The 12,030-nt window shown below is 66.0% G+C and carries 8 protein-coding genes and 2 tRNA genes; 8 read left to right on the forward strand and 2 right to left on the reverse strand.

What is annotated here, in order from left to right:
* Positions 1-119 precede the first annotated feature (119 nt).
* The gene (locus QSK05_RS23550) at positions 120-587 is read left to right on the forward strand and encodes a hypothetical protein (protein ID WP_285599473.1); all 468 of its coding nucleotides are present in this window, start codon (positions 120-122) and stop codon (positions 585-587) included.
* 533 nt (positions 588-1,120) lie between these two features.
* Here QSK05_RS23550 and QSK05_RS23555 read toward each other — a convergent pair.
* Together QSK05_RS23555 and QSK05_RS23560 are read right to left on the reverse strand one after the other, a co-directional pair.
* Entirely contained in the window at positions 1,121-1,441 is a 321-nt protein-coding gene (locus tag QSK05_RS23555; RefSeq protein ID WP_285599474.1) for a hypothetical protein, read from the reverse strand.
* Between the two features lie 174 nt (positions 1,442-1,615).
* Positions 1,616-1,689 (reverse strand) — tRNA-Gly (locus tag QSK05_RS23560).
* Positions 1,690-1,818: 129 nt separating this feature from the next.
* Here QSK05_RS23560 and QSK05_RS23565 point away from each other — a divergent pair.
* From QSK05_RS23565 to QSK05_RS23595, 7 genes are all read left to right on the forward strand, one after another.
* A tRNA-Pro gene (locus QSK05_RS23565) sits at positions 1,819-1,892 on the forward strand.
* A 224-nt stretch (positions 1,893-2,116) separates the two neighbouring features.
* Positions 2,117-3,493 (forward strand): trigger factor, encoded by a 1,377-nt coding sequence (tig, locus tag QSK05_RS23570; protein ID WP_285599475.1) that lies wholly within the window; start codon positions 2,117-2,119, stop codon positions 3,491-3,493.
* 443 nt (positions 3,494-3,936) lie between these two features.
* Positions 3,937-4,512, forward strand: a complete 576-nt coding sequence (locus tag QSK05_RS23575; protein ID WP_352302424.1) for an ATP-dependent Clp protease proteolytic subunit — start codon at positions 3,937-3,939, stop codon at positions 4,510-4,512.
* Positions 4,513-4,629: 117 nt separating this feature from the next.
* Positions 4,630-5,340, forward strand: coding sequence for an ATP-dependent Clp protease proteolytic subunit (locus tag QSK05_RS23580; RefSeq protein ID WP_231481146.1), 711 nt, complete (start codon positions 4,630-4,632; stop codon positions 5,338-5,340).
* A 119-nt stretch (positions 5,341-5,459) separates the two neighbouring features.
* Positions 5,460-6,740: an ATP-dependent Clp protease ATP-binding subunit ClpX gene (clpX, locus tag QSK05_RS23585; RefSeq protein WP_231481148.1), complete on the forward strand. Its 1,281-nt coding sequence runs from the start codon at positions 5,460-5,462 to the stop codon at positions 6,738-6,740.
* Positions 6,741-7,009: 269 nt separating this feature from the next.
* Positions 7,010-9,346, forward strand: a complete 2,337-nt coding sequence (locus QSK05_RS23590) for an immune inhibitor A domain-containing protein (protein ID WP_285599477.1) — start codon at positions 7,010-7,012, stop codon at positions 9,344-9,346.
* 202 nt (positions 9,347-9,548) lie between these two features.
* Positions 9,549-11,951, forward strand: coding sequence for an immune inhibitor A domain-containing protein (locus QSK05_RS23595; protein ID WP_285599478.1), 2,403 nt, complete (start codon positions 9,549-9,551; stop codon positions 11,949-11,951).
* The last annotated feature ends 79 nt before the right edge of the window (positions 11,952-12,030 follow it).

The raw sequence follows: 12,030 nt of genomic DNA on the forward strand, positions 1-12,030 counted from the left end.
TGTGGCACGTATGTGGCACGACGCCAGATTGGGGCCCGCCTGCCGGATGCTTGGACGGGCAACGGGCCATCCGTGGACTGGCCTGGACTTCAGTGGTAGTTCAGTGGATGATGGATCTCATGGTTACCACCGTGCCGCTGAGTGACTTTTCTCGTCGAACTACTGAGGTCACGAAACTTGTGGCCGAAGGGGACGTGATTCTGGGTCGGCGAGACGCAGCCGATCTGTATCTGTCCACTCGTGAGCGGCACGAACGTGAAGTGAGGGGCTTGCAGGTCGCGACTCGGGCCCTGGCTGCGTTGGCCGCTGTGCGCCCTGACCTGGCTGCCGATGCTCTGACCGAATCTCTTCCCTGGGTGGCCTGGTTACCGGTCGAGGAGAAGGTCAAGTGTCTTGAGGAGCTGCTCGGCGACCTTCGGGCCGGCGCCGATACCGGGGAACTGCGTCCCTTCTTCCTGTCCATGGCGGCATGGCAGTCCAGCGCTATTGCCTGGGCCGATCCGGACAACGCCCAAGCGCTGCGTGATGCTGAGTCGGAAGAGGATTCGAACGATGTCGATTCCGTGATTGGCCGCCCTGGCGCATGAAGCGAGGGGAAGAGGTTCCTCGACCGAACCCGTGGGTTCTGCGGACGACGAATCTTCGTGTTGGTAAGGGCTGGGACGCCTTGGCCCGAGAGGCATTGAGTGCCTTGGACGAAGCGTGGGTTCAGATTACTGGGAATCCGAGACGTCATACCGAGAGGCAGCACCAACTGCGGGGGGCCAAGGCGACCCACGTCTACAAGGGCGTCCAGATGGAGGTCTGGCAGTACGAAGTCACTTCTGGCGCAAGGCTTTGGTATCTGATTGACGACGAGCGTCGCACACTATGGCTTTATCACGCGGGTACGGGTCACCCGAAGTCAACTGAGTAGTATGCGCCAATCATGTTTGATAACTGCTTCCGGCAAACCGGGGCAGCGGAGAGTTCGACGGCCCGGACTGTAAAGGCCTTGCCGGCTGCCTATCCAGATTTCTGCCGCGGGAGCTTCGAGAACCTCGGGCATTCTCCAGCCGTCCCTTCCGCTGGACTGGGCTGTGTGAGGCAGGTGCTCATGGCGGCCTCCTGGCATGCCGAATTACGCGGCGTTGGCCAGCTCAGGGAACAAGGATTCCCAGCGGTTGCGGTTCTGGGAGGGCAGATAGAGCCGGTGCCAGACGCGGGTGAGCAGCGTTTCGTTGAGGAAGGCTTCCAGGCCGGACGGGCCGGTCGCTTCAACGATGATGCGTTCATAGAGCACCGCAAGGTCGGCGGGGAAGTCCAGGTCGTAGGCGCGGCAACCGGTCCAGGCCAGGGCCAGGGGGAGTTCGATCTGGCCGTGAGAGGGGTCGGCGAGCTCGGCCAGATGCTGCGGAACCGCAATCGGGCATCGCCGCAGGTAGCTCGCTCGCTCCTCCATCTGACCAGGATGAAGCACCGACGTCGGGCGGCGGGCTTCTGGGCGGAGACAAGGCGCGTGGGTTTCAAGGTTGTGGCCCGCGGGCGGCCCGTGTGGCACGCAGCCCCCGTTTGTCATCTCACGACGAAGGGCCAGGATCGGAGGATTCCCGCCTCTGACCTGGCCCTTTACGTCTGGAGCGGGTGACCGGGATCGAACCGGCATGACCAGCTTGGAAGGCTGGGGCTCTACCATTGAGCTACACCCGCGAGTGGCTGAGCGGTCCGTACGATACCGGGAAAACCGGAAACCGTGCCAACCCTTCGGCCTACGTGTCGTAGCCTACTGCCTGTCACCCGGTTGGCCGGACACTTACACGGCTCGTCCGAGCGGGATGGCGGGGTGTGGCGCAGCTTGGTAGCGCGTCCGCTTTGGGAGCGGAAGGCCCCCGGTTCGAATCCGGGTACCCCGACAAATGTGGTCAGGTGTGGACGATCAGGGCTGGTGACAGCCCTGATCGGGGGAAACGTGACGCGGGTGGGCCGGGCATGTCATGCGTGTCTTCATGGCGCGGCTAGGATGTGCCGAAGGCCATGATGCCGATCTGCTCTCTGGCGCGCGTAACGCGGCTGCCGGACCGGGACCGACATTGCGGCCATTGTCCTCAATTGTCCAAAGGCCAGGAGAAGTCCCCTCGTGAAGAGCGCCGTCGAGACCCTCAACCCGACCCGGGTCAAGCTGACCGTCGAGGTGCCCTTCGACGAACTCAAGCCGAGCATGGACGCGGCCTACAAGAACATCGCGTCCCAGGTCACCGTCCCCGGATTCCGTAAGGGCAAAGTTCCGCCGCGGATCATCGACCAGCGGTTCGGCCGGGGCGCCGTGATCGAAGACGCGGTGAACAACGCGCTCCCCGGTTTCTACTCGCAGGCCGTCGAGGAGTCCGAGATCCGCCCGCTCGGCCAGCCCGAGGTCGACGTCACCGCCGTGCCCGACCCGGCCGAGGGCGGCGACCTGAAGTTCACCGCCGAGGTCGACGTCCGGCCCGAGTTCGAGCTGCCCGCCCTCGACGCCGTCGAGGTCACCGTCGACGACGTGAAGGTCGGCGACGAGCAGGTCGCCGAGCGCCTCGAGACGCTGCGCGAGCGCTTCGGCTCGCTGGTGACGGTCGAGCGTCCGGCCGCCGACGGCGACTTCCTCAGCATCGACATCGCCGCCAAGATCGACGACGAGGAGATCGACAGCGTCAAGGGCGTCTCCTACCGCGTCGGCTCGGGCGAGATGCTCGTCGGCATGGACGAGGTGCTCCCGGGCCTGTCGGCCGGCGAGACCACCACGTTCAACTCCCCGCTGGCCGGTGGCGAGCGCGCTGGTGAAGAGGCCCACGTCACCGTCACCGTGCAGTCGGTGAAGGAGCGCGAGCTGCCCGAGGCGGACGACGAGTTCGCGCAGATGGCCAGCGAGTTCGACACGCTGGAAGAGCTGCGCGCCAGCCTCTCCGAGCAGGCCGAGCAGGAGGCCAAGTACCAGCAGGGCATCCAGGCCCGCGAGCGCCTCCTGGAGAAGCTCCTCGACGGCGTCGAGATCCCCGTCCCCGACGGCGTGATCAAGGCTGAGGTCAAGCAGCACCTCGAGCAGGAGGGCAAGGCCGAGGACGACCCGCACGGCGAAGAGGTCGAGGTCGAGGCCCGCAAGGCGTTCAAGGCACAGCTGCTGCTCGACGCGATCGCGGAGAAGGAAGAGGTTCAGGTCGGTCAGCAGGAGCTGATCGAGTACCTCCTCGCGAGCGCCCAGCAGTACCGGATGGAGCCGAACGAGTTCATCCAGGCCGTCGACAAGGCCGGCCAGGTGCCGTCGATGGTGGCCGAGGTCGGCCGCCGCAAGGCCCTCGCCCAGGTGCTCGAGCGCGCCCAGGTGAAGGACGAGTCGGGCAACGCGATCGACCTGACGGCTCTCTTCCCGGCCAGCGAGGCCGATGAGGTCGAGGCCGAAGAGGTGGACGAGGTCGAGGAGACCGAGTCGACCGAGACGGCGAAGAAGTCGGACGACCCGGCTGCGCTGCCCACCCTCTGATCGGATTTTCTGGAACCGGCACCCCGCAGGCATTGAGCCCGGCAGGGTGCCGGTTCTGCTTTCCGCGTACGAATCCCGGTGTTGTCCTCGGTGAATGCCGTGGGGACGACAGTGAAAGTCGGTTCGGATCCTGCCGATTGGACCGTCCGGCCCTTGCGCTGCCCCGCTGGTAACCCGCGTGTCGCCTGGTCAGAGGCCATATGGGTCATGCCCAGGGGCCTCTGGTGCGCTAACAGCGAACAACGGTCGGTAGGGGAGGATCACCGGGAGGCGCTCGCGTTAGGGTCAATGCACCGGGTGGCCCACCCGGACGCCCCGGTAACCCGGGGTCAGGTGCCAACGTTTTGGGGAGCGACATCGTGAGCCACTTGATCGTTCCGGGGGACAACCCGCCGGTTACGAATTCGTTCGACCAGCCGGTGGCCCGCTCAGCGTCGCCCGGCATGGGCTATGACGACCACGTCTACAACCGTCTGCTCAAGGACCGCATCATTTTCCTCGGGTCCGAGGTGCGCGACGAGAACGCCAACGCGATCTGCGCGCAGATGCTGTTGCTGGCGGCGGAAGACCCCCACAAGGACATTTACCTCTACATCAACTCGCCCGGTGGTTCGGTGACCGCCGGCATGGCGATCTACGACACCATGCAGTACGTCTCCTGCGACGTGGCGACCATCGCGATGGGCCTGGCGGCCTCGATGGGCCAGTTCCTGCTGACGGCGGGGGCCAAGGGCAAGCGCTCCGCCACCCCGCACGCTCGCGTGATGATGCACCAGCCGCTGGGCGGTATCGGTGGTTCGGCCACGGACATCAAGATCCAGGCCGAGCAGATCCTGCACATCAAGAAGCAGATGGCCGAGCTGATCGCCGCGCAGACCGGTCAGACGGTCGAGACCATCACCAAGGACTCCGACCGCGACCGCTGGTTCACCGCGCAGGAAGCCAAGGATTACGGCATCGTCGACCACGTGGTCAGCTCCGCGCGTGACGTCAGCGGTGGCGGCGGTACCGGCGCCTGAGATCCGGGCAGCCCGCATGCAGCCAGTGCAGCTGGTGCAGCCACGTAGTCAGGCAGCCAGAACCGTCCCGACCGACATCGACCCTTGTCTTCCCGCAGCAAGTACAGGAGTGACCCGATGAGCTACCCCGACCACCACGCAGGTCTGCACCTGCCGGGTTCCGGTCGCAGCGCCGGCCAGGTCGCCGCGCCCAGCAGCCGCTACGTGCTCCCGAACTTCGAGGAGCGCACGGCCTACGGCTTCAAGCGGATGGACCCGTACACGAAGCTGTTCGAGGACCGCATCATCTTCCTCGGCGTGCAGGTGGACGACGCCTCGGCCGACGACGTGATGTCGCAGCTGATCGTGCTGGAGAGCCAGGACCCGGATCGTGACATCACCCTCTACATCAACAGCCCGGGTGGCTCGTTCACGGCTCTTACGGCAATCTACGACACCATGCAGTACGTGAAGCCGGAGATCCAGACCGTGTGCCTCGGCCAGGCCGCCTCGGCCGCCGCAGTGCTCCTCGCGGCCGGTACCAAGGGCAAGCGGCTGGCACTGCCGAACGCGCGGGTGCTGATCCACCAGCCCGCGATGTCCGGTGGCGACTACGGCCAGGCGTCGGACATCGAGATCCAGGCCAACGAGGTGCTGCGCATGCGCACCTGGCTGGAAGACACCATCGCACTGCACTCCAACAAGACGTCGGAGCAGGTGCAGAAAGACATCGAGCGGGACAAGATCCTGACCGCTCAGCAGGCCCTGGAATATGGGCTTATCGACCAGGTGCTCACGAGCCGTAAGGGCGCGCAGGTGTCCACGGCGCCTGCCCCGTCCGGCTCCTGACACGCCGAACGAACAGGGGGTGCCGCTGACAGCGGCGTCCCAGTGGCGTTGAATGGTGCTGGGGCCGGTCGGATGCCGACGGGCGACCGCCAGCAAGCCCCCCGGAGGAAGGACTGCGCGTGGCACGCATCGGAGACGGTGGCGACCTGCTGAAGTGCTCTTTCTGTGGAAAGAGCCAGAAGCAGGTCAAGAAGCTCATCGCCGGGCCCGGCGTCTACATCTGCGACGAGTGCATCGACCTGTGCAACGAGATCATCGAGGAGGAGCTGGCCGAGGCCAGTGAACTCGGTCTGGTCGAGTTGCCGAAGCCGAAGGAGATCTTTGATTTCCTGGAGCAGTACGTGGTCGGGCAGACGCCGGCGAAGAAGTCGCTCGCGGTCGCGGTGTACAACCACTACAAGCGGATCCAGGCGGGCGAGCCCGGCCGGCGCGGCGACGAGCCGGTCGAGATCGCCAAGTCGAACATCCTCCTGATCGGCCCGACCGGCTGCGGCAAGACCTATCTGGCGCAGACGCTCGCCAAGATGCTCAACGTGCCGTTCGCCATCGCCGACGCGACCGCCCTCACCGAGGCCGGTTACGTCGGTGAAGACGTCGAGAACATCCTCCTGAAGCTCATCCAGGCGGCTGACTACGACGTCAAGAAGGCCGAGACGGGGATCATCTACATCGACGAGGTCGACAAGATCGCCCGGAAGTCGGAGAACCCGTCGATCACGCGGGACGTCTCCGGCGAGGGCGTTCAGCAGGCGCTGCTGAAGATCCTGGAAGGCACCACCGCGTCGGTGCCGCCGCAGGGTGGCCGTAAGCACCCGCACCAGGAGTTCATCCAGATCGACACCACCAACGTGCTCTTCATCGTGGGTGGGGCCTTCGCCGGGCTGGACCAGATCATCCAGTCGCGGGTCGGTAAGCGGGGCATCGGGTTCGGAGCCCCGCTGCACGAGGCGAAGGCGAACAACGACTCGTACGCCGACGTGATGCCGGAAGACCTGCTGAAGTTCGGGCTGATCCCGGAGTTCATCGGTCGTCTGCCGGTCATCACCACGGTCTCGAACCTCGACCGGGAGGCGCTCGTGCGCATCCTGACCCGGCCGAAGAATGCTCTGGTGAAGCAGTACCAGCGCATGTTCGAGATCGACGGGGTGGAGCTGGAGTTCACCGAAGACGCTCTCGACTCCATTGCCGACCAGGCCATTCTGCGGGGTACCGGGGCGCGAGGTTTGCGGGCCATCGTCGAAGAGGTTCTGCTGCCGGTGATGTTCGACGTGCCGAGCCGCGACGACGTCGCCCGGTGTGTGGTCACCCGCGAGGTGGTGCTGGAGAACGTCATCCCGACGCTGGTGCCGCGCGAGGCACCGGTGCGCAAACCGCGTGAGCGGCGCGACAAGTCGGCCTGACCAGGCAAGAGGTCAAGCAGAAGATCGAGTAAGCGGCCAGCCCCTCGTCACGAGGGGCCGGCCGCTTTTCGTTGCGCCCGCAGAAGTCGGCAAAAGGTTGCCCGCGGGAACCACATATGGCAAATGTCTCGCAGCGGCCGGTGAGCTGGGCGTTTTCATGGCGAAACACATATGTCATCAATGCGTAGCTTGCCCGCTTCGCCCGAGCCTTTAGGTTTCCTGTCAATCCCGCGGCGTTCGACCGCGGGCCTGAAGGTCCGGAGGACTGAGTGCGAAAAGCCTTGGTGGGTCTGGCGACCCTGTCGCTGACAGCGGGAGCCGGGCTCCTGCTACCCATGACAGCGACCGCGGCGCCCACAACGAGCAGTACCGGAGTGGTCGAGAACGCCGGATCGGACGACCTGGCCAGCCCGATCGAGACCAAGGCGCGGGCTCTGCGACAGGAGGCGCTCACCGACGTCCTCAATGGTGACGCGGTGGTTCAGAAGCGCAACGGCAGCGAGGTGGTGAAGCTGACCGGCCGGGCGGGCACGGCGGATGACGCCTACGTCGAGCTCAGCCGGGAGCGGACCGACCGGATCTTCGTGGTGCTGGCCGAGTTCGGAAACCAGCGGCACCCGAGTTACCCCGACCAGGACACCGACCCGGACACCGCCGGGCCGACGACCTTCGAGGGTCCGCTGCACAACGCGATCCCGGAGCCGGCCCAGGACGACAACTCCACCGTCTGGCAGTCCGACTACGACCAGAAGCATTATCAGGACCTGTACTTCGGCGAGGGCGACTCACTGAAGACGTACTACGAGACGCAGAGCTCGGGCCGGTACAGCGTCGAGGGGGCCGTCACCGACTGGGTGAAGGTGCCGTACAACGAGGCCCGCTACGGCCGCTCGGGCGGCTACCCGTGCTCGGGCAACGTGTGCAGCAACAGCGGCGTGCTGATCGGTGACGCTCTCCAGGCCTGGATCGCCGACCAGAAGGCTCAGGGGGTCAGCGACTCCGCGATCAAGGACGAGGTTGCCAGTTTCGATCAGTGGGACCGGTACGACTTCGACGGCGACGGGGACTTCAACGAGTCGGACGGCTACATCGACCACTTCCAGATCGTTCACGCGGGCGGTGACGAGGCCGACGGTGACCCGCAGCAGGGAGAGGACGCGATCTGGAGCCACCGCTCGTACGTGAACTCGGCTCAGGCGGGCCAGACCGGCCCGGCGGACAACAAGCTCGGCGGTACCCAGGTCGGCAGCACCGGTCTGTGGGTGGGTGACTACACGATGCAGCCCGAGAACGGTGGCCTGAGCGTGTTCGCCCACGAGTACGGCCACGACCTGGGCCTGCCGGACGACTACGACATCGCCGGTGGCGTGGGCAACGCGGTGGAGTACTGGTCGCTGATGGGCCAGAGCCGTCTGAACGCCGAGGGCGAGGCGCTCGGCACGCGCCCGGGCGACATCGGTGCCTGGCAGAAGCTGCAGCTGGGCTGGCTGGACTACAAGACCGTGACCGGCAGCGGGGTGGACACCACCATCGACCTGGGCCCGGAGGAGTACAACACCAGCAAGCCGCAGGCCGCGGTCGTGGTGCTGCCGAAGAAGCAGGTCACCGACGAGCTCGTGCAGCCGCAGGCGGGGCAGTACGAGTGGTGGAGCGGTTCGGGCAACGGGCAGACCTACACGCTGTCGCGGGACGTCGAACTGCCGGCCGGATCGCCGGAGCTCACTTTCCAGGCCAGCTGGAACATCGAGGACTGCGGTCCGGACGCCTGTGACTACGCCTACGTCGAGGTCGACGACGGCAGTGGGTGGAAGGCCGTTCCCGGCTCGATCACCACGGCCGACGAGGGCAACGCCATCGACGGTGTCAGCGACGGCTGGACCCCGGCCACCTTCGACCTGTCCGCCTACGCCGGGACGACGGTGGGCCTGCGGTTCCGCTACGTCACCGACCCGGCGGTGGAGGGCCAGGACCCGGCTGCACCGGCGGGTCTCTTCCTCGACGACATCGCCATCGGCGGGGTGTTCGAGGACGGGGCGGAGACGCTCGACAGCGCCTGGACCGCGAGTGGTTTCACCCGTACCAGCGGCACCGTGACCACCGAGTTCGACAACTACTACATCGCCGGTCACCGCTCGTACGTGAGTTACGACCAGTACCTGAAGACGGGCCCCTACAACTTCAGCAAGCTCGCCACCAACCCCGACTACGTGGAGCACTACCCGTACCAGGTGGGGCTGCTGGTCTCCTACTGGGACACCTCGTACTCGAACAACAACGTCAGCCAGCACCCGGGCGGGGGCCGCAACCTCTACGTCGACGCGCATCCCGCGACGCTCTACCAGAGCAACGGCACCCCGTTCCGCACCCGCGTCCAGATGTATGACGCGCCGTTCGGCCTGGAGAAGACCGACAGCATCACCCTGCACAACAACGACGTGAAGACGAAGATCAAGAAGCTCGCGGGCAACCCGGTCTTCGACGACACCCAGAACTACTTCGACCCGGTGCAGCTCGACCACGGCGTCACGGTGCGCGACGCCGGGGTGCGGATCGAGGTGCTGAAGCAGAAGAAGGACGCGATGACGATCCAGGTCACCACGGACTGACTCGTCCCGATGACCGGTCCGCACCGCCGAAACGGTGCCGGGCCGGTCATCGGTCGTTTGCCCGGCGACCGGTGGCGGGTGAACGTATCAATGCGCGGTTCCCGGCGGCCGGAGGACGTGGTGGTCGGGCATGATCGCCCGGGCGCCTTGCGTACTTTGGGGACGAGGCGCTCACGGGGTACGCGTACGGGGGACCGAATACATGCGAAAAGTCCTGATGGGTCTGGCGACCCTCTCGATCACCGGTTGCGTCGCGCTGGCTCTGCCAGGTGCGGCCGCCGCCCAGCCGCAACCGGGCATCCACGCCGCGGCACCGGTGGACGGCGCGTTCGGCGCCGTCTCTTCCGAGGACGACCTGAGCAGCCCGATGCAGGACAAGGCTCGCGCCCTGCGGCAGAGGGCGCTCACCGAGGTCCTGAACGGCCAGGCCGAGGTGGAGGACCGGAACGGCAGCACGGTGGTGAAGCTGGCGGATTCCGCCGGCACCAGCGACAGGATCAGTGGAAAAGTCAGTTCCAAGGACGAGGACGACGGCACCTACGTCGAGCTCGCCCGTCAGCAGACCGACCGGATCTTCGTGGTGCTGGCCGAGTTCGGTGACCAGCGGCACCCGAATTATCCCGACCAGGACACCGACCCGGACACGCCCGGGCCGGCGGTGTTCCCGGGACCGCAGCACAACAAGATCCCGGAGCCGGGGGCGGACGACAACTCGACCGTCTGGCAGCCCGACTACGACCAGAAGCACTACCAGGATCTGTACTTCGGCGACGGTGAGGGGACCGAGTCGCTGAAGACCTATTACGAGACGCAGAGCTCGGGCCGGTACAGCGTCGACGGCCGGGTCACCGACTGGGTGAAGGTGCCGTACAACGAGGCCCGGTACGGCCGTTCCAACGGCTACCCGTGCTCCGGCAACGTGTGCAGCAACACCTGGCTGCTGCTGTCCGACGCCCTGAAGTCCTGGGTGGACGAGCAGAAGGCCGCCGGGCGCACCGATGCCCAGATCAAGCAGGACGTGGCCGGGTTCGACCAGTGGGACCGCTACGACCATGACGGTGACGGCGACTTCAACGAGCCGGACGGCTACATCGACCACTTCCAGATCGTGCACGCCGGCGGCGACCAGGCCGACGGCGACCCGCAGCAGGGAGAGGACGCGATCTGGAGCCACCGCTGGTACACGAACTACAACCTGGCCGGTCTCACCGGACCTGCGCAGAACCCGCTCGGCGGCACGCAGATCGGTGACACCGGGATCTGGGTGGGTGACTACACGATGCAGCCGGAGAACGGTGGCCTGAGCGTGTTCGCCCACGAGTACGGCCATGATCTGGGCCTGCCGGACGACTACGACACCGCCGGGGGTCAGGGCAATGCCGTGGAGTGGTGGTCGCTCATGGCGCAGAGCCGGCTCGGGGCGGCGGGCGAGGCCCTCGGCGAGCGGCCGGGCGACCTGGGCGCCTGGAACAAGCTCATGCTCGGCTGGCTGGACTACGAGGTCGTGACGATGGGCCGCAAGAGCCGCATCGTCGAGCTCGGGCCGGAGGAGTACAACACCGCCCGCACCCAGGCGGCGATCGTCGCCCTGCCGTTGAAGCAGGTCACCACCGACCTGGTGAAGCCGAAGAGCGGCTCGTACGAATGGTGGAGCGGCAGCGGTGACGCGATCACGAACACCCTGGCCCGCCTGGTCACCGTGCCTGCGGGCAAACCGCAGCTCACGTTCCAGGCCAGCTGGAACATCGAGGACTGCGACGACGACCCGTGCGACTACGCCTACGTCGAGGTGAGCGACGGCAAGGGCTGGAAGGCCCTGCCCGGCTCGATCACGAAGGCCGCCGAGGGCAACGCCATCGACGGTGTCAGCAAGGGCTGGCAGCCGGCCACGTTCGACCTGAGTGCCTACGCCGGCAAGAACGTGGCCCTGCGGTTCCGGTACTCGACCGACGGCGCCGTGGCCGGTACCGACCCGCAGGCCCCGGCCGGGCTCTTCCTCGACGACATCGCGATCGGCAAGGTCCTCGAGGACGGTGCGGAGACCGGCGACAACGGCTGGGTGGCCTACGGTTTCCAGCGCACGACGGGTACGGAGACCCGGGCGTACGACAACTACTACATCGCCGGCTACCGCTCGTACGTGAGTTACGACCGCTACCTGAAAACCGGCCCGTACAACTTCGGCCGGCAGAGCGAGCAGCCCGACACGGTGGAGCACTTCTCATATCAGGAAGGGCTTCTCGTTTCCTACTGGGACACCTCGCAGACCGACAACAACGTCAGTCAGCACCCGGGGGAAGGGCTGAACCTGAACGTCGACGCCCATCCGGAGACGCTCTACCGCAGTGACGGAAAACCCTTCCGCACTCGGATCCAGATCTACGACGCACCCTTCAGCCTCAAGAAGACGGACGGCATCGGCCTGCACGTCGAGGGCGAGAAGACCAAGATCGGGAAGAAGGCGGGCAACCCGGTTTTCGATGACACCAAGAACTACTTCGACCCGGTTCAACTCGACCATGGTGTGAAGGTGCGGGGCGCGGGGGTGAAGATCGAGGTCGTGAAGCAGAAGAAGACCGCGATGACCATCAAAGTCACCTCCTGAACGAGATCTTTCGTAACACCAGAAGCAATGGCAACACTGGCAACGGCCCGGCATCGCACAGATGCCGGGCCGTGTGCGT

Origin of the sequence: Kineosporia sp. NBRC 101731, from assembly GCF_030269305.1 — a bacterium.
Classification (GTDB): domain Bacteria; phylum Actinomycetota; class Actinomycetes; order Actinomycetales; family Kineosporiaceae; genus Kineosporia.

Excerpts from the sequence above, each read along its gene's own strand:
- QSK05_RS23550 (WP_285599473.1), top strand. The coding sequence starts at position 120 with ATGGTTACCACCGTGCCGCTGAGTGACTTTTCTCGTCGAACTACTGAG.
- QSK05_RS23555 (WP_285599474.1), bottom strand. The coding sequence starts at position 1,441 with ATGGAGGAGCGAGCGAGCTACCTGCGGCGATGCCCGATTGCGGTTCCG.
- QSK05_RS23575 (WP_352302424.1), top strand. The coding sequence starts at position 3,937 with ATGGGCTATGACGACCACGTCTACAACCGTCTGCTCAAGGACCGCATC.
- QSK05_RS23580 (WP_231481146.1), top strand. The coding sequence starts at position 4,630 with ATGAGCTACCCCGACCACCACGCAGGTCTGCACCTGCCGGGTTCCGGT.
- QSK05_RS23595 (WP_285599478.1), top strand. The coding sequence starts at position 9,549 with ATGCGAAAAGTCCTGATGGGTCTGGCGACCCTCTCGATCACCGGTTGC.